General features: G+C 67.0%; 20 protein-coding genes, 1 tRNA gene and 1 pseudogene. 11 read left to right on the plus strand and 11 right to left on the minus strand.

The window, feature by feature from the left end; genetic code table 11:
- From ACREPD_RS15825 to ACREPD_RS15840, 4 genes and pseudogenes are all read left to right on the plus strand, one after another.
- Positions 1-1734 (plus strand): response regulator (locus ACREPD_RS15825; protein WP_431600218.1); only part of this gene is annotated, 1734 nt, incomplete at its 5' end.
- Positions 1731-2969: pseudogene (locus ACREPD_RS15830) on the plus strand (EAL domain-containing response regulator). The gene ACREPD_RS15825 and the pseudogene ACREPD_RS15830, both read left to right, overlap by 4 nt.
- A 126-nt stretch (positions 2970-3095) precedes the next feature.
- Entirely contained in the window at positions 3096-6338 is a 3243-nt protein-coding gene (locus ACREPD_RS15835; RefSeq protein ID WP_431600219.1) for a response regulator, read from the plus strand.
- Between the two features lie 27 nt (positions 6339-6365).
- A complete protein-coding gene (locus tag ACREPD_RS15840) occupies positions 6366-7007 on the plus strand; it encodes a response regulator (RefSeq protein WP_431600220.1) in 642 nt (213 codons plus the stop codon).
- Here the strand turns inward: ACREPD_RS15840 and ACREPD_RS15845 are convergent.
- The 3 genes from ACREPD_RS15845 to ACREPD_RS15855 form a co-directional block, all read right to left on the minus strand.
- Positions 6962-7450, minus strand: a complete 489-nt coding sequence (locus ACREPD_RS15845; RefSeq protein WP_431600221.1) for a hypothetical protein — start codon at positions 7448-7450, stop codon at positions 6962-6964. The genes ACREPD_RS15840 and ACREPD_RS15845 overlap by 46 nt on opposite strands.
- Before the next feature lie 178 nt (positions 7451-7628).
- Positions 7629-8093 (minus strand): hypothetical protein, encoded by a 465-nt coding sequence (locus ACREPD_RS15850; protein WP_431600222.1) that lies wholly within the window; start codon positions 8091-8093, stop codon positions 7629-7631.
- Positions 8094-8137: 44 nt separating this feature from the next.
- Complete coding sequence (locus ACREPD_RS15855; RefSeq protein WP_431600223.1) at positions 8138-8530, minus strand: VOC family protein; 393 nt, start codon at positions 8528-8530, stop codon at positions 8138-8140.
- 400 nt (positions 8531-8930) lie between these two features.
- On the opposite strand from ACREPD_RS15855, the gene ACREPD_RS15860 reads away from it, so the two are divergent.
- The 3 genes from ACREPD_RS15860 to ACREPD_RS15870 all read left to right on the plus strand — a co-directional run bounded on the left by ACREPD_RS15860 (position 8931) and on the right by ACREPD_RS15870 (position 13710).
- Positions 8931-9572, plus strand: coding sequence for a response regulator (locus ACREPD_RS15860; protein ID WP_431600224.1), 642 nt, complete (start codon positions 8931-8933; stop codon positions 9570-9572).
- Positions 9573-9765: 193 nt separating this feature from the next.
- Positions 9766-13092 carry an autotransporter outer membrane beta-barrel domain-containing protein gene (locus ACREPD_RS15865; protein ID WP_431600225.1) on the plus strand — a complete coding sequence of 1109 codons (3327 nt, stop codon included), beginning with the start codon at positions 9766-9768 and terminating at the stop codon, positions 13090-13092.
- Positions 13093-13338: 246 nt separating this feature from the next.
- A complete protein-coding gene (locus ACREPD_RS15870; protein WP_431600226.1) occupies positions 13339-13710 on the plus strand; it encodes a hypothetical protein in 372 nt (123 codons plus the stop codon).
- 269 nt (positions 13711-13979) lie between these two features.
- On the opposite strand, the gene ychF is transcribed toward ACREPD_RS15870, so the two are convergent.
- The 8 genes from ychF to ACREPD_RS15910 all read right to left on the minus strand — a co-directional run bounded on the left by ychF (position 13980) and on the right by ACREPD_RS15910 (position 20988).
- Positions 13980-15071: a redox-regulated ATPase YchF gene (gene ychF, locus ACREPD_RS15875; protein ID WP_339446112.1), complete on the minus strand. Its 1092-nt coding sequence runs from the start codon at positions 15069-15071 to the stop codon at positions 13980-13982.
- Between the two features lie 141 nt (positions 15072-15212).
- Positions 15213-15791, minus strand: a complete 579-nt coding sequence (gene pth / locus ACREPD_RS15880; protein WP_431600227.1) for an aminoacyl-tRNA hydrolase — start codon at positions 15789-15791, stop codon at positions 15213-15215.
- Positions 15792-15870: 79 nt separating this feature from the next.
- A complete protein-coding gene (locus tag ACREPD_RS15885) occupies positions 15871-16488 on the minus strand; it encodes a 50S ribosomal protein L25/general stress protein Ctc (RefSeq protein ID WP_431600228.1) in 618 nt (205 codons plus the stop codon).
- A 108-nt stretch (positions 16489-16596) separates the two neighbouring features.
- Positions 16597-17556, minus strand: a complete 960-nt coding sequence (locus tag ACREPD_RS15890) for a ribose-phosphate diphosphokinase (RefSeq protein WP_026070235.1) — start codon at positions 17554-17556, stop codon at positions 16597-16599.
- Positions 17557-17690: 134 nt separating this feature from the next.
- Positions 17691-17767, minus strand: a tRNA-Gln gene (locus ACREPD_RS15895).
- A gap of 10 nt (positions 17768-17777) precedes the next feature.
- On the minus strand, positions 17778-18647 hold the full coding sequence (gene ispE, locus ACREPD_RS15900) for a 4-(cytidine 5'-diphospho)-2-C-methyl-D-erythritol kinase (protein WP_431600229.1): 870 nt from the start codon (positions 18645-18647) through the stop codon (positions 17778-17780).
- Positions 18644-19306, minus strand: a complete 663-nt coding sequence (gene lolB, locus ACREPD_RS15905; RefSeq protein WP_431600230.1) for a lipoprotein insertase outer membrane protein LolB — start codon at positions 19304-19306, stop codon at positions 18644-18646. The genes ispE and lolB overlap by 4 nt, the downstream gene beginning before the upstream one ends.
- Complete coding sequence (locus tag ACREPD_RS15910) at positions 19303-20988, minus strand: tetratricopeptide repeat protein (protein WP_431600231.1); 1686 nt, start codon at positions 20986-20988, stop codon at positions 19303-19305. The genes lolB and ACREPD_RS15910 overlap by 4 nt, the downstream gene beginning before the upstream one ends.
- 64 nt (positions 20989-21052) lie before the next feature.
- Here ACREPD_RS15910 and hemA point away from each other — a divergent pair, with 64 nt between their 5' ends.
- The 4 genes from hemA (at position 21053) to ppk2 (ending at position 25976) form a co-directional block, all read left to right on the plus strand.
- Entirely contained in the window at positions 21053-22342 is a 1290-nt protein-coding gene (gene hemA, locus ACREPD_RS15915) for a glutamyl-tRNA reductase (RefSeq protein ID WP_431600232.1), read from the plus strand.
- Complete coding sequence (gene prfA, locus ACREPD_RS15920; protein ID WP_421570862.1) at positions 22320-23405, plus strand: peptide chain release factor 1; 1086 nt, start codon at positions 22320-22322, stop codon at positions 23403-23405. The genes hemA and prfA overlap by 23 nt, the downstream gene beginning before the upstream one ends.
- A gap of 2 nt (positions 23406-23407) precedes the next feature.
- The gene (locus tag ACREPD_RS15925) at positions 23408-25102 is read left to right on the plus strand and encodes a tetratricopeptide repeat protein (RefSeq protein WP_431600233.1); all 1695 of its coding nucleotides are present in this window, start codon (positions 23408-23410) and stop codon (positions 25100-25102) included.
- Between the two features lie 85 nt (positions 25103-25187).
- Positions 25188-25976: a polyphosphate kinase 2 gene (gene ppk2 / locus ACREPD_RS15930; RefSeq protein ID WP_431600234.1), complete on the plus strand. Its 789-nt coding sequence runs from the start codon at positions 25188-25190 to the stop codon at positions 25974-25976.
- The last annotated feature ends 131 nt before the right edge of the window (positions 25977-26107 follow it).

The raw sequence follows: 26107 nt of genomic DNA on the forward strand, positions 1-26107 counted from the left end.
ATGCTCGAGAACCAGCTGGCGCGCGACTGGCTCGGCGCCGACACCGCCGCCGGTGACTGGATCGGCAGCTGGCGCCAGGCCGCCGACATGACCACCCGCCCTGCGCGGCTGCATCGCGGCACCGATGTCTCCACGCAGGACGGGCGCCAGCTGCACGTCCTGTACACGGCGACCCGCTATCACGACGCGGACGTGCTGCTGTGCGTGTTCAGCGACATCAGCCGGCACCGCCAGATCCAGGCCGCCCTGTCGGCGGCCAAGCAATCTGCCGACGAGGCCAGCCAGGCCAAGAGTGCCTTCGTGGCTACCATGAGCCATGAGATCCGCACGCCCCTGTACGGCGTGCTGGGTACCCTCGAGCTGCTCGGCAACACCCCGCTGGATGGTCGCCAGGCGCGCTATCTGAAGACGATCCAGCAGTCCTCGTCGGTGCTGCTGCAACTGATCAGCGACATCCTGGATGTGTCCAAGATCGAATCCGGCCGGCTCAATCTGGCCACGGCGCCGTTCTCGCCGCAGGCACTGGCCGAGGACACCCTGCGTGCCTACGCCGCAGCGGCAAGCCGCAAGGGGCTGCAGGTGCTGGTCAGCACCGATCCGCGCCTGCCTGCCCAGGTCATCGGCGATGCCGACCGCATCCGCCAGGTGCTGGGCAATCTGCTCAGCAATGCGATCAAGTTCACCGATAGCGGGCGCATCTTCCTGCGCGTGCGCCAGCTGTCCCGTGAGGGCGGCACCGCCTCGATCAGCTGGCAGGTCACCGACACGGGCATCGGTATTGCGACCGCGGAGCAGGCGCGGTTGTTTGAACCGTTCCGCCAGGTGACGGGGCAGAACCGCCAGGACGGTACTGGGCTGGGGCTGTCGATCAGCGACCACCTGGTGCGGCTGATGAACGGCGAGCTGCGCCTGGTCAGCGAAAAGGGATTGGGCAGCAGCTTCACGATGACGCTGCCGTTGAACGTGGCCGGCAATGACGATGCGCTTGTCGGCGAGCCGCGGCTGTTGGCGTACCCCCCGATCCATGTGCGCACGCCGCTGCCCGAGCTCACGGACAACGCCTGCAAGTGGCTGCAGCGCTGGGGCGCCACTGCCCAGCGCTACAACCCCGAAGACGCCAGCGTGGAGCCCGGGGCGATCCTCGTGGACGGCGACCCGCAGTCCGGTGTCGATGTGCACTGGTCCGGCCCGCGCGTGGTCACCTGCCCGGAAGCCGACGACCAGCCCGAAGTCGACCCGCTGCACCCGGACCGGCTGATCGTGTCCTTGTTCAGCATCCGCGCCATCGGCCACGCCGCCGCCCGGCTGCAGCAGGGCAACCCGTCACCGTCGGCGATGCCCGCCGCCCCGCCGCGCGACACGCTCGGGCTGCATGTCCTGGTGGCCGAGGACAACCCGATCAACCGTCTCATCCTGAAGGAACAGCTGGAGGCACTGGGGTGCACCGTGATGACCGCCTGCGATGGCCATGAAGCGTTGGCCCACGCCAATGCCGCCGCGTTCGACGTGCTGCTGACCGACATCAACATGCCCGGCATGGGCGGCCACGCGCTGATCCGGCAGCTGCGCCAGCAGGGGAGCAGCCTCACGGTCATCGGTGCCACCGCCAATGCAACGCCGGAGGAACGCGAGCGCTGCCTGGCCGGCGGCATGGACGGTTACCTGGTCAAACCCATCAACATCAGCACCTTGCGTCATGCGCTTGCCGCACTGACCAGAGGAGTCAATTCATGACCATCCACCGCGTGCTGATACTCGAAGACCAGCCGTTCCAGCGCGGCTTCCTGGCCAACATGTTCAGCGCGGTGCCGGGCGTTGCAGTGGACACGTCCGGGGACGCCGCGCACGCCGTGGCCATGTGCCAACTGACGCGCTACGACCTGGTGGTCAGCGACCTGATGATGCCGGGCATCGACGGCATCCAGTTCATCCAGAGCCTGGCCAGCCACGAACACCGCCCGATGCTGGCGCTGGTCAGCTCGGCATCACAGCGGATGATGGCCTCTGCCCGGCTGATGGCGGAGTCGCTGGGCCTGACCGTGCTTGGCATCCTGGCCAAACCGATTTCACCGGTCGAGGTTGCCCATCTCATCGATCAGTTGCGACAGGCGCGCCATGACAGTGCCGCCGGGCCTCGCCAGGTCGAACCGCCGCTTTCGGTGGGACGTGAGCGCCTGCTCCAGGCGATCGACAACGATGAGATCACGGCGTGGTTCCAGCCTAAAAAATCGCTGGATTCGGGCCTGGTGGTGGCCGCCGAAGCGCTGGTGCGCTGGCGCCATCCCGAACTGGGCACACAAGAGGCGGCGCGCTTCCTTCCCCTGATCGAACGGCACGGGCTGGAAGCGGTGCTGCTGCGCCACATCCTCAAAGCCAGCGTGCAGGCGCAGGCCCGGTGGCGCGACCTGGGCTTCCGCATTCCGATTTCGATCAACCTGCCGCCGCACCTGCTGGAGCAGCGCGACCTGCCGGACGAACTGCTGGAGATCACCCTGGACCAAGGTGGCACCGCCGCGGACCTGTGCTTCGAACTGATGGAAACCAGCACCACCGATCACGTCAGTGACTAGTACGCCGGTGCCTGCCGACTGCGCATGAAGGGCTTCGGCCTGGCCCAGGACGACTTCGGGCAGGGGCTGAGCTCGGTGCACAACCTGGTCAATACGCCCTTTACCGAGGTCAAGATCGACCGCGCCCTGGTGCGCGGATGCGCGCGCGACCCGGCGCTGCGCAATGCGCTGGCAACGGTGGTCGCGCTGGGCAGCAAGCTTGGCCTGAACATCGTGGCCGAGGGGGTGGAGACCGAGGCGGAACTGGCCACCCTGCGCAAACTGGGCTGCAACCAGGTCCAGGGATTCCTTATATCGCGCGCCGTCCCTGCCGACAGTTTTGCCGCGCTGCTGGACCGGGAGAAGGCGGCGCATGATCGAGTGAGTCTGGGCCAGCCGGGCGCCCGCGCGCCGCACTGAGCCGGCCTCGGCAGCCACCGTAATTCACGCACTCTTTACGCGGCCGGCCACAAGGATGCGGGAATTCCCGCCATTACCTTCGCGACCGGGCGTCTTGGCTGTCCCCCATCACCAGAAGGCAGTTCCATGCCGGCCGACGCCGCCCCCATCCGCCAGCTCGCGCGCCACTCCCTGATCGTGCACGGCCTGCTTATCGGTGTCGTGGCACTGGCCACTCTGCAGTGTGGGCTGGTGCTGTCGACCACCCTGCAGTTGCTCGGTCGGGATCAGGACAGGATCGAGTTTCATTTCCGGCGCCTGACCGGCGCGGTGGAAGAACAACAGCAGTTCATGCGCCATTGGCGGGCCCAGGATCACAACCTGATGCCGGCCACCGGCGAGGTCGCGGTGACCCCACGGCCCTTGCCTGCCCCGTCGGCTGTGCCAGGTTCGATCGGCGGCAAGACGCCTGGCTACGTTCCGTTCGCCCTGCTGCACGATGATGCCGTGCCGCCTGCGAGCGCGTGGACACTCGGCGCGCGGCTGGCCAATTTCTATGGTGCGTTCTGGGCCGACTCCCGCTACCCCTCGCCACGCTGCCTGCTGGTCAACGGCCCGGGCACGATCGGACTGCTGGTGCCCTGGAGCATGGACGATGCCGATGCGGCCAGCGCCTCGGCCATTCCCCTGCAGCCGGTGGTCGGTTACGTACACGGCATCGCGACCAGCGCCTCGCTGCAGCGTGGCGACATAGGCTGGTTCCCGAGAAACCTGCGCGCGGGCGACCGCCGCATGCTGTCGATCGCACAGGCACCGCGCGATGCCGGCGCGTGGAGCGACCCGCAGGACGCGGCCGAACCGGCCATCGCCTGCCTGCTGAATGTCGATCGCCTCGATGACCATCGGCAGGTGCTGGGCGAGCCGATCTACGACACGTTGTCGATCATCAATCCGCAAGGGCAGCTGATGTATGGCCCTGCGGTCTCCGACGCCGATACCCGCCCGCGCCACTTCGCACGGGATGGGCTGGTGTATCGCATGCGGGCGCCCTCGGGCTGGCAGGCCGAATACCGGGTCGCCTGGTCGCGCGTGCTGAGCCAGCCACGCGGCCCACTGATCACCAGCGGGATCGCGGCGGCACTACTAGTGCTCGGCGGCATCCTGCTGCTGCGCAGCTACCGGCACTCGGTACTGCGGCCGCTGCGTGAGCAGCATGAGCGCCTGCTGGAGAGCGAAGCCTTCAGCCGCGCCGTGCTCGACGCCGCGCCGATTGGTATCTGTCTGCTGCGCAGGCGCGACGGCAGCGTGATCCTGGAAAATGCGCTGCTCCGCAGTTGGCTGGGCGAGCCCCCCGACAGCCCGGGCTGGCACGGACCATGGCGCGAGCAGGCATTGGCCCAGGCCGACACTCCGCGCCCTGCCACCCTGTCCTGCACCACGCCCGATCGACGCCACCTGCTGGTCACCGCCACACCGGCACGTTACCGCAGCGAGCCCGTCATGCTGTGCCTGTTCATCGACCTCACCACGCAGTACGAGGCGGAGCAGGTGTTGCAGCAGGCCCACACCGCCGCCGACCAGGCCAACCGCGCCAAGAGCCTGTTCCTGGCCACCATGAGCCACGAGATCCGCACGCCCCTCTATGGGGTGCTGGGTACGCTCGAACTGCTCGGGCTGACCCCGCTCGACGGGCGCCAGCAGGAGTACGTGGGCGCCATCCAGCGATCGTCCTCGACCCTCATGCAATTGATCAGCGACATCCTGGATGTCTCCAAGGCGGAGGCGGGCCAGCTGACCCTGGAACCGGTCGCGTTCAGTCCCGCCGAGCTCACCGAGGAGGTCATGCGCTCCTACGCCGGGGCGGCGTCGCGCAAGCGGCTGCAGTTGTACGCGTGCGTGGAAGACGATGTCCCGACACAGGTCATTGGCGATGCAAGCCGGATCCGCCAGGTGCTCAACAACCTGGTCAGCAACGCCATCAAGTTCACCGATGGGGGGCGCATCGTGGTCCGGCTGCGGATGCAGACGCCCGAGGGCGGGCGGCCACACGTGGCCTGGCAGGTCGCCGATACGGGCATCGGCATCGCCCAGGAGCATCGGGCGCGGCTGTTTGAACCGTTCTACCAGGCCAACCCGGGGGCGGACGCGATGCGCGGTACCGGCCTTGGCCTGGCGATCAGCGCGCACCTCGTGCACCTCATGGGCGGCACGCTGCAGGTGGTGAGCGAGGCCGGCCTGGGCAGCAGCTTCACGGTCGAGATGCCGCTGGAACAGACTCCACACCCACCCGAGCCTGCCCCGCGCTTCGCCACGGCGCTGTCCCTGTTCGTGCGATCGCCGTCACGCGAGCTCGCCGACAACCTGTGCGACCGGCTGCGCCTGCGCGGGGCCACCGCCCAGACGTTCAGCGATGAACTGGCCAGTCACTACCCGCACGACACGCCGATGCTGGAGGTCATGCCGGACGGCCCCACCCGGGCCTGGCAAGGCCCCCATGTGGAGGCGCGTACCGACGCGGGCGATCATCCCGAGGAGATCGAAGGCCGGTGGGTCGTCTCGATGTACAACCTGGGCGCCATCGTGGAGGCCCTGCTGCTGGCCACCGGATCCCCGGCCACGGTGCAGGCGCAGGTCCCGCTACCCTTCCAGCGCAGCCTGGGCCTGCAGGTCCTGGTCGCCGAGGACAACCCGATCAACCAGATGATCCTGCGCGAACAGCTCGAGCAGCTCGGCTGCCAGGCGGTGGTCGCCAGCGATGGCGACGAGGCGCTGGGCTACTGGGCACAACGGCACTTCGATGTGGTGCTGACCGACATCAACATGCCGCATATCGATGGCTACGCGCTGACGCGCCGCCTGCGCGACCAGGGCGTGAAGGCGCCGATCATCGGCGCTACCGCGAGTGCATCTCCCGAGGAGCGTGATCGCTGCCTGGCCGCCGGCATGGACAGCTGCCTGGTCAAGCCGATCTCGCTGCAGGCACTGTCTGCGGCGCTGGGCGACGCGGCCGCCGACATCGCAACACCACCCGCCGCCGCAACGCCGCCTGCCGACGCGGCCGCAGCCGCGTCCACCGACAGCATCACCGTGCCACCGCACCTACGGACGCTGTTCCTGAGCACCATGCGTGCGGACCTGCTCGGCCTCATCGCGGCCATTGAAACCGGTCAGCCCGACCAGGTCCGGCAGATGCTGCACCGCATCCGGGGCGCGTTGGTGATGGTGTCGGCACATCGGCTGGTCGACGAAGCCCACCAGATCGAGGATAGAATTGCAGGTGGGGCCGCCCTCGATGCATGCAGGGAAGCCACCCAGGCTTTCATTACCCAACTGGAGCGCGCATTGGTACGGATCGAGCGCGCGCCCGCGGAGAGTCCCGATGTCCACTGAACACTGCTACCGGTTTGGGGATGCTCCATGAAGACGAAGATCGTCATCGCCGATGACCACCCGATCGTCCTGGCCGGCATCCGCGAGGTGATCGACCGCGATGCGCGTTTCAAACTGGTGGGACAGGCGCAGAGTCCGGAATCGCTGGTCGAGCTGCTGCACGCGCACGCACCGGACATCGTCATCACCGACTACAACATGCCCGGCAACGACGCGTTGGGCGACGGCATCAAATTGATCTCCTACCTTCAGCGCAATTTCCCCGAGAGCAAAGTTCTCATCCTGACCATGGTGTCCAATCCGTCGATCATCGCCGCGATGTACCGGGCGGGTGCCAGCGGCGTGGTGCGCAAGAGCGGCGACCTGAAAGAGCTCAGCGTGGCGCTCGGCGCGCTGCTGGCCCAGCGCATCTACCGCTCGCCGGAACTGCCGCGCGACGAGGCCTTGCCGGAGGCAGGCGATACCTCCGCGGCGGATCAGCTGTCTCCCCGCGAATTCGAGGTGATCCGCCTGTTCGCCAGCGGCTTGACCGTGGGCGACATCGCCAAGCGACTGAACCGCAGCAGCAAAACCGTCAGCACGCAGAAGATTAGCGCCATGCGCAAGCTTGGCACCGCCAAGGATCAGGACCTGATCACGTTCTGCGTGGAATCAGAGCTGTTCAAGTAAGGGAAAGTACGGCGTTCCAGGTTCCCGATCACGGCATGCTCATCAAGCAGGCGTGCGGTTGGCGTTCCGACGATGACGCTGGAAACAAGGGATCGCCAGAAGGGTGCAGGATCATCATCGCGCTGCTCACCGACCATGATTGGCGGCGGCAACCCTGCGTTCAACAGCGCGCCGTGCAAGGCGTCCCTTTCCTGGCGAAGAACACGCCCGAACATGATGAGCTGCGGCTGTATGCTCTGAAGCGCACACGTGGTGACGTAGTCGACCGCGAGCCGTGCGTGATAGAAGGCACCGAAAAGTTCGTAGCTCCGCCATTCAAGCAATCCGAGCGCGGTGTCGAAGCTGGGCGCGAGCTCCACCCGCACAGGTCCACGCCGCTCTATCGACCGCGCAATGCTCAGACGGCGGTCAACGTCGCCTCCCGCCACAAGCATCCTGATCATCCAGATTCCGCCTTGAAGTTCGACGCACCCATAAATAACGTCCGCGCCGCATGTCATCCATCAGAGGCGTCTGAATTCGGGCGAGCCACGCCGGCTGCCTCATCGGGAGCTTTCCACCGGCCAGCTCAACGTTGATTTGCCGAAACGCGAGCGAGCACGAGTATCCGCAAAGCATTCTTTACCGAAGCCGGATGCTGATTCGCGACAGCTGCCCGCCCGCTCGCACGTCGGCAACCAGTGAATACGCCAACGCGTCCCACTTGAGCGTGTGCAGCGATGCACCCGCGACCCCGGCATGATCGTCATTGCCACGGGTTACATTGCGCGGCGCGCCGAACGCTCTTATCAGATCTTCCTGTCTCGATCGCAGAGTGACGTCGTCCACAATGCTGCCCGCGTAGGCGGAAACGCCAAGATGCCCTGCGCCATAGAAGCGAATGCCCCAAAGGAGGGGGACTTCAGAGGGACGCTGCCCGCGGAAGATCAGCTCGACACCCATTGCATGACTGCAGCGACGAACCTCTACTTCCTCATCCATCACGAGGGGCGGATACTGCAACGAAAGCCTGGAAAAGAGAACGTTGAGCATCGGGTCTGGCGGCGTCCTACCCAGATAGCGGACAAGATCGATGACGTTTTCCAAGAGCCGTACCACATGTGTTGTGGGGAGAGGGTTTGCTGCCCGGGCTAAGCGGGAATCTCGCCGTAATAGACGAAGCAGGTCTTGTTCCCGTCAGGGTCGCGCACATACGCACCGTAGAAGTTCTGGCCGTACTGTGGACGAGGCCCCGGGCTGCCTTCGTTGGTGCCGCCATTGGCAAGCGCAGCTGCATGGGCCACCTGCACTTCCTCTTCGCTTCTGCACAGCAGGCCCACGGTATTTCCGTTCCCTGGCGTCGCGGTCCAACCGTCGTAAGGCCTGGTGATTCCGATGCGACCGCCATCGCGCAGGGCGTACATGAAACCCTGCGGCATGAAGTCCTTGGCAAGAACAGCGCCCAGCAATGGCAACACGGCGTCGTAGTAAGCGCGTGCCCGGGCGGTGTCATTCGAACCGATGATGACGTATGCAAGAGACATGGGGCGCTGGATACCGGGTAGACAGTGGATCGACAGGCTACGACCCGCAGGGCAGCGTTGGAATCAGACGCGACCTACTTGGTCGCCCGCGCCTGTGTCGCCAGCGTGCAGCCCGTCGACTATCACGATCCTCTGCAAGAGCTTGTACGTTTCGTTCGCGTGGCACCGGCGAGACGACGAATGTCATTTCATGAACATGAACAAAAACCATCACGACGGCGAAAACGTTTCCGGTTTTAGGGTGTAGCTGATGTTCGCCTGCCGGGTCTGTTTCTAGGATCTTTCCCTACATCACGCGTCCTTCCCCGCAGCGTCATTCACGCCGCAGATGCATCCGCTGGGCGGTTACCGACCGCCCTCAATGTTCCAATGAAATGCGCACTCGAGCAGGGTGACCATCATGAAGACCACGATCGCAATTGCCGACGACCATCCCATCGTATTGGCCGGCATCCGCGAGATGATTGATCGGGATCGACGCTTCAAGCTGGTGGGGCAGGCACAGAGCCCGGAGGGTCTGGTTGGGCTGATGCAGGCCCATGCACCGGACATCGTCGTCACCGACTACAACATGCCCGGCGACGGCACCGTGGGTGACGGGCTCAAGCTGATCTCATACCTGAGTCAGAATTATCAGGCCTGCAGGATGCTGATACTGACGATGGTCTCCAACCCCTCCATCATCGCGGCCATGTACCGCAAAGGCGCCAGCGGCGTACTGCTCAAGAGCGGTGATCCCCGCGAGTTCCATGCCGCACTCTCCTCCCTGCTCGACCAATGCGTGTACCGCTCCCCAGTGCTGTCAGCGGGCCTGGGACTCCCCCAGTCCGCCCCCACGCCGCGGGCACCGACGCTTTCGCCGCGGGAGTTTGAAGTGATTCGCCTGTTCGCCGGCGGCCACAGCGTGAGCAGCATTGCCAAGAACCTGAGCCGCAGCAGCAAGACGGTGAGTACGCAGAAGGTCAGCGCCATGCGCAAACTTGGCACCAGTTCCGACCAGGAGCTCATCGCGTACTGCCTGCAATCGGAGCTGTTCCTGTAGTGCGATTCACCACGGTGTTGAAGCCTCCACCGCGCGCGCTCCAGCGTCTGCACGTAGCACTACCGCACCTGAATGCGGAACCAGGGGTCCCGCGCTTTAAGACACACCTGATTCATCGAAAGATCCCTCCTCCCTAGCCTGTACGCACTGGCTCCGTCCTGTACGTAGCCGCCTGCGAACAGAGCTGATGTCAATGAACAACATCTATCGAGTGGTGCGTGACCCCGTGAATGGCGGTTGCAAGGTGACCTCCGAACTGGCCAAACGCCGTAACCGTGGGGGCGTTGTCACACGCGCGACGCTGCCGGCCTGTATTGGTCTCGGCGTTGCCATGCTGGCCAGCGCGTCGGCCGGTGCGACCGACTACACCGCGCCCATCCTCGCCGGCCCCGGCCAGTCCGTACAGCTGGTCAGCGGCGACACCGTACGCTACACCGGCAGCAGCTATGCGTTGACCGCGCAGGGCCAGGATGCGTCGCTCGCGGCCACTGACCTGGATCTGGTGGTGACCGGTGCCAGCGGCAGCGGCATCGCGGCACTGGCCGGCGGCAGCGTAGCGATCGAGGGTGGTCGCCTGAAGTTGGGCAACGGCACCGCCAATTCGGTCTACGCCCTGAGCGCCAGCGGCGCAGGCAGCGTGATCCGCGCCAACAACCTGGTCATCGATGCCTATCGCAACGCCTCGGGCTTCGGCACGCTCGACGCCACCGCAGGGGGTGCCATCTGGCTGACCGGCGGCAGTATCACCAGCACCGGTACGGCGCTCACCGCGTCGGGCGCCGGCAGCGCGCTGCACCTCAACGGCACCACCATCAACAGCGGGCCGAACAGTACGGCGCGGATCAGCAACGGCGCGCTGCTGTCGCTGGAGTCGCTGACGGTGAACTCCGCGTTGAACAGCTCCGGCGTGGCCAACGGCTGGCTGTCTGCCAGTGGCGCCGGCACCGTGCTGGCCTTGAAGGATGTGATCGTGTTGGGCGGGTACTACGACATCGGTGCGGGCGCGCTCATCACCCTCGACGGTGGCCGCATAACCGCGACCGGCGACGCCATGCGCCTGCTCGGCAGCAGCAACCAGTACGCAACGGCGCAGATCAAGGACACGCGCCTGGAGTCCACCGGCGGCTACGGTATCAACGTCAACAATTGGGGCAAAGTAGCCGCAACCAGGGCGGACATCACCGCGCGCGACGGCGGATCCGGCGTCTGGTTGCCCAGCGTCGAGTCGCAGGCAGACCTGACCGACAGCCGCATCAGCACCTATGGCAGCAATGGCTACGGCCACGGTGTGGAGGTATCGGGCGGCACCGCGACGCTCTTGGGCGGCAGCGTCGATACTTACGGGGGTGGCGTGTATGGCTTGCGTGCCACCGGCAGCAATCCGTTCACCGAGTATTCGCGCATTCGTGCCCGGGATGTGGCGATTACGGCGCATGGCGACAATGGCGGTGGCGTGTACGTCGGCGGCTACACCTCCGATGTTCAGTTGGATGGCGGCAGCATCACGACGCTGGGCACGGCCTCCTACGGCATCGTGCACATGAACACCGCCAGGCTCACGGCCGACAACCTGACGGTCACGGCCGAAGGTGCCAACGCCGGCGCATACCGCTCCTACATCACCGTGTTCGGTGATTACTGGGACCAGCTGACCTTCAACAACAGCCAGTTGCAGACGCAGGACGGTCCCGCGCTGTGGCTGCAGGGCAGCAATCATGCGTTGACGCTCAACGACACGACGGTCACTGCGCGCAAGGCCGGCGCGCTTGAGGGGGGCCGACTGTTGCGGGTCAGCGACCTGATGTTCACCGATGGCAGCTCCGTTGCCACGTCGGACATCGAGTTCACTGCCGACAACAGCCGAATGACGGGCGATGTGGTGGTGGACAGCGCCACGGCCAATGTGCAGATGGTGCTGAACAACGCGAGCGCTCTGACCGGTGCCCTCCGCGGCGACAGCGGCTTCCACGTGGCCTCGCTGGCGCTGGATGACAGCAGTCGATGGAACCTGCGCGGGGATTCCACGGTGGGGACGCTGGCGCATGCCGGCACCATCGCATTCGTTGCTCCCACCAGCAATGACTTCAAGACCCTGACGGTCACCGGCGACTACGTGGGCAGCGGCGGCAGCTGGCTGTTCAACCGCCAGTTGGGCGATGACAGCTCACCCGGCGACCAGCTGGTGATCCAGGGCAGCAGCAGCGGCATGGCCAACGTGATGGTGAACAACGCCGGCGGTGCCGGCGCGCAGACCAGCGAGGGCATCCGCCTGATCCGCGTGGACGGTCAATCCGATGCGCAGTTCGTGCTGCAGGGCCGCGCCGTGGCCGGCGCGTACGACTACTTCCTGCACAAGGGCGGCGTCACCACGCCCGATGACGGCAACTGGTACCTGCGCTCGGAGTACGTCGAGCCGGTGCCGCCTGTTGCTCCTGTTGACCCTGTTGACCCTGTTGACCCTGTTGATCCGATTGACCCGGTTGTCCCGGTGGATCCGGTTGACCCGGTCGATCCGAAGACGCCTGGCGACAACAGCAAGCCGCTGCAACCGGTCGTCCCGGCGCCGAAGGTGGAGCGTCCCGAACCAGCTGCCTACCTGGCCAACCAGTCCAGCGCGCTGCGCATGTTCCAGCACGGCCTGCACGACCGTGCCGGCGACCCGGGCTCGCGCCTGCGGTCGCAGGACGCCACCGGTGCGATGGGGTGGGCGATGGTGCGTGGCGGCAATCTGGACAACCACCCGGCGGGCAGCCAGGTCACCGTGGACAGCCGTACCAGCAGCGTCTTGATGGGCGCAGGCCGCGATATCGGCACGGGCACGGAGGGGCTGCTGCAACTGGGTGTGATGGGCGGCTATGGCCACGCCAGCAGCGATGCCGTTTCGCGGGTCACCGGCTACCGCGCACGCGGTGAAGTGACCGGCAACAGCGTCGGCGTGTATGGCACCTGGCTGCAGGACGCAGACATGCAGCGCGGCGCGTATGTGGACAGCTGGCTGCAGTACGCCCGCTTCCGCAACAGGGTGCATGGCGACGGCCTGGCGAAGGAACGCTACCGCTCGCAGAACTGGAGCGGGTCGCTGGAAGCCGGCTACGTGCTTCCGCTGCAGCAGAACACGCAGCGCGGCCTTTACCTGGAACCGCAGGTGCAGGTGATCCACAACCGCTTCGATGCCGATACGGTGGTGGAAGCCAACGGTACCGCGGTGGAGAGCCTGCGCGCCGGTGGCACCACCACGCGGGTGGGTGCGCGCCTCTACACCCGTGCACTGACCCCGAAGCAGGGCGACGTGCATCCGTTCGTGGCGATCAACTGGTGGTCCGGTGGCGCCGCGTCCGAGATCGCGGTGGACGGTGAAGCGATGCGGCGCGACCTGCCGGGCGACGTCTACGAGGCCAAGGCGGGTGTGCAGGTGAACCTGTCGCGGGGCTGGCGCGGTTGGGGCCAGATGGGCTACCAGACCGGCAGCGGCGGGTTCCGCGATACCAGCGCGCAGATGGGGGTTTCCTTCAGCTGGTGATGCACAGACGCCCACCGCAAGGTGGGCGTCTTGTTTGTGGATGTGCCGGGGAATGCAGCCACGCATGGCGTGGCTCTACGGGGGCCTGGAAACTCAGCCACGCATGGCGTGGCTCTACGGGTGCCTGGAAACTCAGCCACGCATGGCGTGGCTCTACGGCCGATGGTAGAGCCACGCCATGCGTGGCTGGCGCTGTCCTGCTACCGTTGCCTGACAGCGGCGTCAACGGAGATGACAGTGAGAGTAGTGCTCATCGTGGTGGCATTCCTGCTACTGGTCGGCTGCGGTTCGTTTCCGCATGGCGCGCAGGTGATAGACGATGCGCCTTCGTGCGACACGGTGTCGGTCAGGCCGCAGGGGAAAGTGAAGCGGCTCTACTGGGCCATGGGCCCGGACAACCGGCCGGTGCATGGCAGCGTGGATCATCAGGTCGACCTGAACCTGGTGGTCAGGACGACCGGCTATGAGCCTGGCGACTGTATCGAGGCCACGGTCCATTCGGACGATGGCGAGGACGTGGCAGTGGGCGTGCATACGCTGGTGCTGCGCGGTCGCGTCGACGGCAACGGTGCCGCGCTGTTTCGTGCGCCGTTGAAAGATCTGACGCTGCAGCATTAGTGCAGCCAACGTTCTCCACAGCACGTGTGGAGAGAAGCGGGAGAATCATGTGGATAAGCCGGGCCGATGCAGGCCCCGCAACGCTTTCCAACGCATGGCGAAATAATCACCAGCACTGACGATGCCCTTCCCCATGTTCTCCACAGTTCGCGTGGAAAGCCATGGGGGTTTGCTGTGGACAACTCCGCTGGACATTGCGCCGCAAGGGTTTCCGGATGTGGTGAATTATTGTCCAAACGAAAACGCCCCGCGTTTGGCGGGGCGTTGGCTCAGACGTTGAAGCGGAAGTGCAGGATGTCGCCTTCCTGGACGCGGTATTCCTTGCCTTCCAGGCGCAGGCGACCGGCTTCCTTGGCCCCCGCTTCGCCCTTGTACTTGATGAAGTCGTCATACGCGATGGTTTCGGCGCGGATGAAGCCCTTCTCGAAGTCGGTATGGATCACGGCGGCGGCCTGCGGCGCGGTGGCGCCCTTGCGCACGGTCCAGGCGCGGACTTCCTTCACACCGGCGGTGAAGTAGGTCTGCAGGCCCAGCAGGCTGTAGGCCGCGTTGATCACGCGGTTGAGGCCCGGCTCGCTCAGGCCGAGGTCGGCCAGGAAGGTATCGCGGTCTTCGTCGTCCAGCTGCGACAGCTCTTCTTCGATCGCGGCCGACACCGGCACGACCTGCGCGCCTTCCTCGGCGGCACGGGCGCGCACGGCGTCCAGGTGCGGGTTGTTCTCGAAGCCGTCTTCCAGCACGTTGGCGATGTACATCACCGGCTTGAGCGTGAGCAGGAACAGGTCGCGGACCAGCGCCTTCTCTTCTTCGTCCAGCCCGGCGCTGCGCCCGGCCTTGCCGTCAGCCAGCGCGGCCTGCAGCTTGGCCAGCACCGGCTTGCGTGCGGCCGCTTCCTTGTCGCCACCCTTGGCTGCGCGCTCGGCGCGGTTCAGCGCCTTCTCGACGCTGTCCAGGTCGGCCAGGGCCAGCTCGGTGTCGATGGTGTCGATGTCCGACAGCGGGTCGACCTTGTTGTTGACGTGGATGACGTCGGCGTTTTCGAAGCAGCGCACCACATGGGTGATCGCATCCACTTCGCGGATGTGGGCCAGGAACTTGTTGCCCAGGCCTTCGCCGCTGGCGGCACCGGCGACCAGGCCGGCGATGTCAACAAACTCCACGGCGGTCGGGATGACCTTCTGCGGGTTGATGATCGCCGCCAGCTCATTCAGGCGCGGATCCGGCACGGGCACGATGCCCACGTTCGGCTCGATGGTGCAGAACGGGAAGTTGGCCGCGGCGATGCCCGCCTTGGTCAGCGCGTTGAACAGGGTCGACTTGCCGACGTTGGGCAGGCCGACGATGCCGCATTTGATACCCATCTTTGACAACCTCTGGGGTGAAAGTGATTGGTAAACCGACGCGGTGTGTTCGCCGTTTTACCAATCAGTTCCGATCATTCCGTACCCACCCACGGTGGGCACCTACCGGGTGGGCACCGACCGTTGGTCGGTACGCAATAGCTATTTCGGGGTGTGCAGGCGCTTCATCGCCTCGCTGAAATCGCCCTTGACTGCCAGCGGCAGCACATCGATCGCGTCGTTCACCGCATGGCCGATCAACACATCATCGTCCTTGCTGGCGCGGCCCAATACCCACGGCACCACGCGGTCCTTGTGACCGGGATGGCCGATGCCGATGCGCAGGCGATGGAACCTGCCATGGCCCAGCAGGCGGATGGTGTCACGCAGGCCGTTCTGGCCGCCATGGCCGCCGTCGAACTTCAGCCGGGCCACGCCGGGCGGCAGGTCCAGCTCATCGTGCGCGAGCAGGGTTTCTTCCGGCTCGATCTTCCAGAAACGTTGTGCGGCGGTGACCGACTTGCCACTGAGATTCATGAAGGTGGCGGGCTTGAGCAGCCACACCGGCTGGCCGGCGATGTCGACCTTGGCGGTCTCGCCGAACAGCTTGCTGTCCACGCTCCAGCGCGCGCCGGCCTGGTCGGCCAGGGCGTCAATGAAACGAAACCCGGCATTGTGCCGGGTCTGGGCGTGCTCGGATCCGGGGTTGCCCAGACCAACGATCAATCGCAATCCTGTCATCACTCTTCTTCGTCGGTACCGGCCCTGTGCCGGCACATACAGAAACGGCGCCTGCCCCGAAGGACAGGCGCCGCACTACTTACTCTGCAGCCGGTGCTTCTTCGTCGGCGGCGTCGACCTTGCCGTGCTTGGCAGTGACGATCGCATCGTCGTGGTCCTTGCCCTGGGCCAGGGCCGGGATCTCGACGCCCTTCGGCAGCTTGATGTCCGACAGGTAGACCACATCGCCGGCCTTCAGGTCAGCCAGGTCGACGTCGATCGATTCCGGCAGGTCCTTCGGCAGGCAGCTGACGGTCACTTCCTTCAGTTCGTGGGTGACCACGATGTCGGCAGCCTTGCCGGCCGGCGAGCTGTCTTCATTGATGAAGTGCAGCGGCACGTTGGCGGTCAGCACGGCATTGGCGTCCACGCGCAGGAAATCCAGGTGCATGATCAGCTGCTTGTGCGGGTGGCGCTGCATGTCACGCAGCAGGACCTGGGTGATCTGGCCGTCCAGGTTCAGGCTCAGGATCGACGAGTAGAACCACTCGTTCTGCTGGGCGAGCCAGATGGCGTTGTGGTCCAGGCTGATGGCGACCGGTTCGGCGGTACCGCCGTACACGATGGCCGGGATCACACCGGCGTGACGCAGGCGGCGGCTCGCACCCTTACGCTGCAGTTCACGCTTGGTGACCTTGATTTCATGGGTCTTCGACATTTCGTTTCTACCAGTTGTTGCCTTGCCGGAATGGCTTGGCGATGAAAGGCACGTCCGCGACCAGACGTACCCGGGACCCGACCACCGTTGCCGGCGGCCGGAGAAAAATCAATCCACGTACAGCGAGCTGACCGACTCACCGAAGGCGATGCGGCGCATCGTTTCGGCCAGCATTTCCGCCACGCTGAGCTGGCGGATCTTGCTGCACACCCGCGCTTCTTCGCGCAGCGGGATGGTGTCGGTCACCACCAGCTCGTCGAGCTGGGAGTTGTTGATGTTGTCCACGGCCGGGCCCGAGAGCACGGCGTGGGTGCAGTACGCGGCCACCTTGAGGGCGCCACGCGCCTTCAGCGCCGCGGCGGCCGCACACAGGGTGCCGGCGGTGTCGACGATGTCATCGACCATCACGCAGGTCTTGCCTTCGACGTCACCGATGATGTTCATCACGGTGGAGACGTTGGCGCGCGGACGGCGCTTGTCGATGATCGCCAGGTCGGCGTCATCCAGGCGCTTGGCGACGGCGCGCGCGCGCACCACACCACCCACGTCCGGGGACACCACGATCAGGTTTTCAGTGCCGTAGGCGCGCCAGATATCGGCGAGCAGCAGCGGCGAGGCATACACGTTGTCCACCGGCATGTCGAAGAAACCCTGGATCTGGTCGGCATGCAGGTCCACCGTCAGGACGCGGTCGGCGCCAACGGCGCTGAACATCTTGGCGGCGACCTTGGCGGTGATCGGCACGCGCGAGGAACGCATGCGGCGATCCTGGCGCGAGTAGCCGAAATACGGCACCACGGCGGTGACACTGTTGACCGAGGCGCGCTTGAGCGCATCGATCAGCACCAGCAGTTCCATCAGATTCTCGGCGCTGGGCGCGCAGGTCGGCTGGATGACGAAGACGTCCTGCTTGCGGACGTTTTCCTCGATCTCGACCTGCACTTCACCATCGGAGAAGCGCGACACCAACGCCTTGCCCGGTCGCACCCCCAGTTCCTTGCAGATGCTCTGTGCAAGGCGCTTGTTGGCGTTGCCGGAAAAAACCAGCAGGTTGGGGTGTTCTTGCATCATGACGGTCTCGGGCGGGAGCGATTGGCGAGGAACTCTGCCGCCGGCGCCCGAGGACGTCTGCGGTGACAACACCGCGGCCGGTCAACCGTGTCCGCGCAGCATGCGCATGGAACGCGGTCGACGTCCGCAAGTGGCAGGGGCGGGAGGATTCGAACCTCCGAATGCCAGGATCAAAACCTGGTGCCTTGGGCCTCTTGGCGACGCCCCTGCATCAAAAATCAATAACGCTCGAGTACATCAAGCAGTGGCGAGCGCTCCACGCCCGCAGCCACCCATGCCCGCAGTTCCTTCGGCAACCGCGCCAGGCCCTGCTCTGCAGCAGCGCGCGTGGCGAACTCGACGAAACAACCGCTTCCCGACCCGGTGAGTCGTGCCCGGCCAATCCTGTCCAACGCGATGAGCACTGCCTCGACGGCAGGTTCGCGACGGCGCAGTACCGGCTCGAACGCATTCCCGAGCAAAGACCCGGAAGCGAAGTCCGCTATTTTCGCCACTGGAGCATCGCGCGTCAAATCGGGACTACCGAAAAGTGCTGCGGTGGGCACGTGAACGCCGGGGTCGGCGATCACATACCAGGCCGGCGGCAGCCCGATCGGGGTCAGCTGCTCGCCGATGCCCTGCGCCCACGCACTGCGGCCGCGCACGAACACGGGCACGTCGGCGCCCAGCTGCAGGCCCAGCGCCGCCAGTGCGTCCTCGTCCAGGCCCGCGCCCCAGAGGCGATTGAGCGCGACCAGCACGGTGGCCGCATCGGACGAACCGCCGCCGAAGCCACCGCCGGCCGGAATATGTTTTTCGATGCCGATATCGGCACCTTGGGCGATGTTGGCCGTCTTTTGCAGCAGAACGGCCGCACGTACCGCCAGGTCATCCTGCTCGGCCACCCCCGCAATGGAGGGGCCATCGCGGCGTATCTGGCCGTCGTCGCGCAACCGCAGGCGGATCCGGTCGCCCCAGTCCAGCAGCCGGAACACCGTCTGCAGCTGGTGGTAGCCGTCGGCCCGGCGGCCGGTGATGTGCAGGAACAGATTCAGCTTGGCCGGGGCCGGCCACCACGACCAGCCCGCGTTCAGGTCCACGCCGCTCATGGGCTGCCCAGCGCCCAGCTGTCCACGACCAGGCGCACCTTGGCGTCGCCATTGACCGCTTCTATCCGCCGCGGCAGGACCGGGCGGTCGCCCTCGGCCGCGTACCAGTCCAGGTACTGGATCTCCCAGCCCCGCTGGCGCACCCGGCGTGGGCGACCCTCGGCGTCGCGGTCCACCTGCTCGGCCGCGGCGGTATCGGCGGCCACCAAGCCGCGCACCCAGTCCGGCAGCTGATTCACCGGAATATCCCAGCCGGTGGCCTCCAGCAGCACCTGCTGGGCGTCGTCGCCCTGGCGCGGGCCGCCGTCCAGGCCTTCCAGCCGGCCGCCCCCATGCTGGCTGTCGCCGCTCAGGGTCCAGCTCTGCCGGGTCACCGGTGCACTGAGCTGGATGACGTACTGGCGCGACTGCTGCTGCCAGTCGATACGCCCGTTGCCGCCGTTGCGTCCTTTATTGACCGCCACCCGACCCTGGAACGACCAGTCCGGCTGCGCGCGCACGGCCTCCACGCGCGCGGCTTCGGCCTGCTGGGCCGCGCTCGACACCGTGGTGACCACGCCCGGCGCGGCGGGGGCCTTGCGCTCGTCCAGCGACACACAGGCCGACAGCGACAACGCGACGCCCGCTGCGAGGGCGAGCTTCAGGGAAAGCAGATTCATACGCCGTATTTCTCGATCACGCGCTGCAGTGCGCGGTTCTCAGGGTCCAGCTTGCGTGCCTCGTCGAAGAAGCGGCGCGCCTCGTCCTTGCGGCCGAGCACCCACAGCAGTTCGCCCACGTGGGCGGCGATTTCCGGGTCCTTGGCCAGCGTCCAGGCGCGGCGCAGCTGCACCAGGGCCTCTTCGTTGCGGCCCAGGCGATACAGCACCCAGCCGTAGCTGTCGACGATGGCCGCATTGTCCGGCTCGGCCACGCGTGCGCGGTCGATCAGTTCCAGGGCTTCCTGGTAGCGCGTGGTGCGGTCGGCCAGGGTGTAACCCAACGCGTTGAGGGCGGCCACGTTTTCCGGTTCGGTGACCAGGATCTTGCGCAGGTCGGCCTCGGCACGCGGCACGTCGTCGCGGCGTTCCCAGGCCAGCGCGCGGGCATACAACAACCCGTTCTCGTCCGGATAGGCGGCCAGGCCTCGCGCCAGCGCATCCAGCTCACCCGGCAGGTCGTTGCCGCGCTGGCGCAGTTCGGCCTCGAGCAGGTACGCATCCCGACGGGCCTCGTCATCGACGCTGGCATCGGACTGGATCGCATGCACCTCGGCGAAGGCCTGGTCGGTGCGCCCCAGCAGGTACTGCGCGTTGGCGGCGCGCAGTCGCGCCTCGGCCCGCTCTTCGCCGCCGGGTACGCTGTGGTACCAGTCCACCGCCTCGGCGTTGCGCTTGAGGTATTCGGCGATCTTGCCCAGCAGCAGGCGCTGCGCCGGGTCCGGCTTGGTGGCCTGTTTGGAGAGGTCGGCGTACAGCGCGGACAGCGCGGCATCGTCCTGCTGCTTGGCCAGCAGCGAGGCGCGCATGCCCCAGGTCTGCACGTTCTGCGGGCCCACCGCGAGCACGCGCGCGGCCGAACGGGCATCGCCCATGGCGTCGTAGGCAATCGCCACCGCATTGCGCAGTTCGGGGTCCTGCTCGAGCCGCGGCTCGACCGTGCGCAGCGCGGCCAGGGCCTCGTCGGCCTTGCCGGACTGGAACAGCATGCTGGCATTCAACAGTGCCACCCGTGGTTCGTTCGGGAAGCGCCGTACCACTTCATCGACCATGCGCCGGGCCAGTTCCGGCCGCTCCATGCGCATCGACAGCCGGCCGAACTCCTGCCATGGCTCCAGCTGGTTCGGGATGGCGTTGTCGTCGACCAGCAGGGCCAGCACGTCGGCCGCGGCAGCCGGATCGCGGCCACCGCCGATCAGGGCGGCCAGGGCGAACTTCCAGCCACGCGGGTCCGGATCGCGCAGCAGGGCAGCCAGCTCGGTGCGGGCGGCCTTCACATCGCCCTTGCGCAGGTCCAGCGAGGCGGCACTGCTGCGCATGGACAGCGTTCGCGGCGCGCGCTGCTCCCACAGGGCAAGGGCGCGCGCGGCGCGCGCGTCATCGTCGGCGAGCATGGCGATACGGGTGGCCCGTTCGGCCAGACCCGCGTCGTCGCGGCCAGCCTCGGCGGCCTCCAGGTACCAGCGCGCGGCCTCGGGCAGCTTGCCGGCCTGCAGGGCGAACTCGCCGGCCATGACCGGGGTGAGCGAGGCTGGTTCGGCCGGCGCGGCCTTGCCCGCAGGGGCCCGAGGCGCCGCCGCGACAGCGTTGGCGGCAACCAGGGACAGCAGCAGAACGCTGGAGATGCGAATCAATGCGGGCATCGGGGGCTTCTGGCCTTAAAATGGCGACTTGAATGGCCAGCAGCTTATCGCAAGCAACTGAACAATGACCCTGTGGGTGCTCGGACTGAATCACCAGACCGCGCCAGTGGAACTGCGCGAACGCGCGTCCTTTGGCGGCGACGCCCTGCCCCGGGCATTGGCGTCGCTGCGCGATACCCCGCAGGTGACCGAGGCGGTCCTGCTCTCCACCTGCAACCGCACCGAGCTCTATGCGGTGGCCGAATCGGGCGAGGCGCTGGCGCAGTGGCTGGAGTCGCACGCCGGCCAGCTGCAGGGCTATCTGTACCAGCACGCCGATGCCGACGCGGTGCGCCACCTGTTCCGGGTCGCCACCGGGCTGGACTCGATGGTGCTCGGCGAGCCGCAGATCCTGGGCCAGGTGAAGGATGCCTGGGCCACCGCGCGTGACCATGGGCTGCTCGGGCAGCGGCTGGACCGCCTGTTCCAGCAGACCTTCTCGGTGGCCAAGCGCGCCCGCACCGATACCCGCGTGGGTGCCAACCCGGTCTCGGTGGCCTCCACCGCCGTCCGCCTGGCGCAGAACTCGTTCGCGCGGCTGGAAGACTCCACCGTGCTGCTGGTCGGCGCCGGCGAAACCATCGAACTGGCGGCCCGGCACCTCAGCGAGGGGCGCGTGCGCCGCCTGCTGATCGCCAACCGCACCCTCGCCCATGCCCAGGACCTGGCCACCCGCCATGGTGGCGTGGCATTGCCGCTGACCGAACTGGAACGCCACCTGGGCGAAGCCGACGTAGTGTTCTCGGCCACCGCCGCGCGCGAGCCGGTCATCACCCGCGCGCAGGTCGCCACCGCGCTGCGTTCGCGCAAGCACAAGCCGATGCTGCTGTTCGACCTGGCAGTACCGCGCGACATCGAAAGCGGCGTGGGCGAGCTGCAGGATGCGTTCCTGTACACCGTGGACGACCTGGAGCGGGCGGTGGAGGACAACCGCCGCAGCCGCCGCGAGGCCGCCGCCGAGGCCGAGGCGATCATCGACCTGCAGGTCGCGCGTTTCGTCGAAACCCTGCAGGCCAGCGCCCACCAGGCCCCACTGCTGCAGCTGCGCGCCTACGGCGAGAGCACCCGGATCGAAATGCTGGAGAAGGCCCGCCAGCAGCTGGCCCACGGCAAATCGCCGGAAGAAGTACTGGAGCTGCTCGCGCACGGCCTGACCAATCGACTGCTGCACCCGCCCACGGCCGCGCTGCGCGCGGCGGCCCTGACCGGCGACACCGAATTGACCCGCGCCGCCGAGCGCCTGTTCCCGGCCAAGCCGGGCTACCAACACCCTTCTGTTGCTGTGAGGAACGATGACGCCGACCCTGCGCCGTAAGCTGGAAGCGCTGGCCGAGCGCCGCGAAGAACTTGAACGCCTGCTGGCGGACCCGGACGTGGTGAGCGACAACGAGCGCTTCCGCAACTTCTCGCGCGAGTTCGCGCAGCTGCAGCCGATCGCCACCGCGCTGGCCGACGAATCGCGCGCGCTGGCCGACCTGGCCGCCGCCGAAGCGATGCGCGCCGACCCGGACCTGCGCGAGCTGGCCGAAGAAGAGATCACCGCCGCGCAGGAGCGCCTGCAGCAGCTGGACCAGGAATTGGCGCTGCTGCTGGTGCCGCGCGACCCGCGCGACGACGGCAACCTGTTCCTGGAAGTGCGCGCCGGCACTGGCGGCGACGAGGCGGCGATCTTCGCCGGCGACCTGTTCCGCATGTACGCCCGCTACGCCGAGCGCCAGGGCTGGAAGGTCGAGATCGAATCGGACAGCCCGGGCGAACATGGCGGCTACAAGGAAATCGTGGCCCGCGTGGTCGGCCGCGGCGCATATTCGAAGCTGAAGTTCGAGTCCGGCACCCATCGCGTGCAGCGCGTGCCGGCGACCGAGTCGCAGGGCCGCATCCACACCTCGGCCGCCACGGTGGCGATCATTCCCGAGGCCGACGAGGTCGATGAGATCGTCATCAACCCGGCCGACCTGCGGGTGGACACGTTCCGCTCGTCCGGCGCCGGCGGCCAGCACGTGAACAAGACCGAGTCGGCCATCCGCATCACCCACGTGCCCAGCGGCGTGGTGGTGGAATGCCAGACCGAACGCAGCCAGCACGCCAACCGCGACAAGGCGATGAAACGCCTGAAGGCGCAGCTGCTGGACAGCGAGCGCAGCAAGCAGGCCGCGGCAACCGCGGAAAGCCGCCGGTTGCAGGTGGGCAGCGGCGACCGCAGCCAGCGCATCCGGACCTACAGCTTCCCGCAGGGCCGTATCACCGACCACCGCGTGGAAGGCCTGACCCTGTACGACCTGCCCAACATCATTGCCGGTGAACTGGATACGCTGGTCGAACGCCTGATCCACGAACACCAGGCCGACGAACTGGCCCAGTTGTCCGCAGGCGCCTGAGCATGGATCCGCAGCGCGAGCAGCTGCGCGGCGCGGTGCAGCGCAACCCGCACGACTTCATCGCCTGGGTGATGCTGGCCGATGCCGAGCTGGAGGCCGGCGACACCGCGGCTGGCGAGCACGCCGCCGCGCGCGCCCTGCAGTTGCGTCCCGGCCACCCCGAGGCGCTGGCCCGGCTCGGCCGCACGCGCTGGGTGCAGGGCCGCCACGACGAGGCCGCCGCGCTGCTGCGGCAGGCCGCCGCGCTGGTCCCCGAACACCCGGGCATCGCGCTGTGGCTGGGACACGCACTGGAAGACGCCGGCCAACCCGAGGCCGCCGCCGATGCCTACCGGCATGCGCACCGGCTGCTGCCGGGCGAGCCGTACATCACCGCGCAGCTGCTCAACTGGCAGCGCCGGCTGTGTGACTGGCGCGGCATCGACGCGCTGTCGAACCAGGTACGCCAGGCGGTGGCACACGGCCAGGCCGTCGTCGAGCCGTTCGCCTTCCTCAGCGAAGACAGCAGCGCCGCCGAACAGCTGGCCTGCGCGCGCCAGCGCGCGGCCGCCATTGCCGAGGGGCTGCGCCCGCTGCCCGCCACCCGGGTCCGCGCCCAGGGGCGGCTGCGCGTGGGCTTCCTGTCCAATGGTTTCGGCGCGCATCCCACCGGGCTGCTGACCGTGGCCCTGTTCGAGCAGCTGCGTGCACGCGGCCAGCTGGAGCTGCACCTGTTCGCGCTCAATGGCGATGACGGCAGCGCCATCCGTGCACGCCTGCAGGCGGCCGCCGACGTGCTGCACGACGTCGCGTCGCTGCCACACCCGTCCATCGCGGCTGGCATCCGCGACGCGGGTATCGACGTGCTGTTCGACCTGCGTGGCTGGGGCGGTGGCGGCACGCCGGCGGTGTTGGCGATGCGCCCCGCCCCGGTGCAGGTGAACTGGCTGGCGTACCCGGGCACCTCCGGTGCGACATGGATCGACTATGTGCTGGCCGATGGGTTCGTCCTGCCTGACGCGCTGGCGGCCGGCTTCAGCGAACGGGTGCGCCGGCTGCCGCGCGCGTTCCAGCCCTCGGACAACACCCGCATCGTGGAGGCCGCACCTGCGCGCGAAGCCTGTGGGCTGCCGGCACAGGACGTGGTGTTCTGCTGTTTCAACAACAGTTACAAGCTCAACCCGCGCAGCATGCAGCGCGCCTTCGCGGTGCTGCAGGGCGTGCCCGGCAGCGTGCTATGGCTGCTGTCGGGACCCGGCGATGCCGATGCACGACTGCGCGCGGCCGCGCAGGGCGCCGGGCTGGATCCGGCGCGACTGGTGTTCATGCCCAAGCTGCCGCATCCCACCTACCTGGCGCGCTACCGGCACGCGGACCTGTTCCTGGACACGCAGCCGTACAACGCGCACACCACCGCCTCCGACGCGCTGTGGGCCGGCTGCCCGGTCCTCACCTGCCCCGGTGCGACGTTCGCGTCGCGCGTGGCCGGCAGCCTCAACCACCATCTGCGGATGGAGGAGATGAATGTCGCAGATGATCGCGCGTTTGTGGCGACCGCGATCGCCCTCGGCAACGACCCGGCAGCGCTGGCGGCGCTGCGCGCGAGGTTGGCGACCGCGCGGGAAGCCAGCGGCCTGTTCGACATGGCGGGATTTGCCGAGGATTTCCGGGCGCAGGTCGAGGGGATGGCCCGGGAACACGGCTGGCAGGGCACCTGAGCGGACGTTGCGTCGCCACGCACCGTTACGGGGCCATCAGACGCCCCCGTGTAATCTGCGGTCTCTTGTTGACCGCGAGGCACGCATGGGCAAGCTGAAGAACAAGGCGTACAAGGAGCTGCTCGAACCGATGCAGCTGGAACTCACCACCATGGCGCGGTGGGTGCAGCACACCGGGCAGCGGGTGCTGGTGCTGTTCGAAGGCCGCGACACCGCGGGCAAGGGCGGCGCGATCCAGGCCATCGCCGAGCATCTCAACCCACGCCAGTGCAAGGTGGTCGCGCTGCCCAAGCCGACCGACCGCGAAAGCACCCAGTGGTATTTCCAGCGCTATGTTTCGCACCTTCCGGCAGCCGGCGAGATCGTGCTGATGGACCGCAGCTGGTACAACCGCGCCGGGGTCGAACACGTGATGGGCTACTGCACCGAGGCGCAGTATCGCGCATTCCTGGCACAGACGCCGGTGTTCGAGAAGCTGCTGGCCGACGACGGCATCCTGCTGTTCAAGTACTGGCTTACCGTGGACCAGGCACAGCAGGAGAAGCGCTTCGCTGACCGGCATGTGGATCCGCTCAAGGGCTGGAAGCTGTCGCCGGTGGACCTGAAGTCGCGCAGCAAGTACAGCGCGTATACCGAGGCGCGCGAGGCGATGCTGCGCGCCACCCACCGCGAGGAATCGCCCTGGACGCTGGTGGACTTCAACGACCAGAAACGCGGCCGGCTGGGCCTGATCCGCAACCTGCTCGATCGCTTGCCGGATACGAGCGTGGATGATCCGATCCCGGAGCTGCCGCCGTTGAAGGGGAAGCTGCACGAGGAGGAATACGGGGTGTTGAAGCCGATCAAGGCCTTTGCGGTGGGCGACGCCGGTTGATGCGCGCACCGGCGGGATGCGGGCGGATGCGTATTGCCGCCGACTGGGTAGAGCCGACTGTTAGTCGGCTGCTTCCGCGGGATGCGCATGTCGCGCTGCGCGCGATAGCCGACTAACAGTCGGCTCTACCC

The sequence above is a fragment of the Stenotrophomonas sp. genome (assembly GCF_050737075.1).
Classification (GTDB): domain Bacteria; phylum Pseudomonadota; class Gammaproteobacteria; order Xanthomonadales; family Xanthomonadaceae; genus Stenotrophomonas.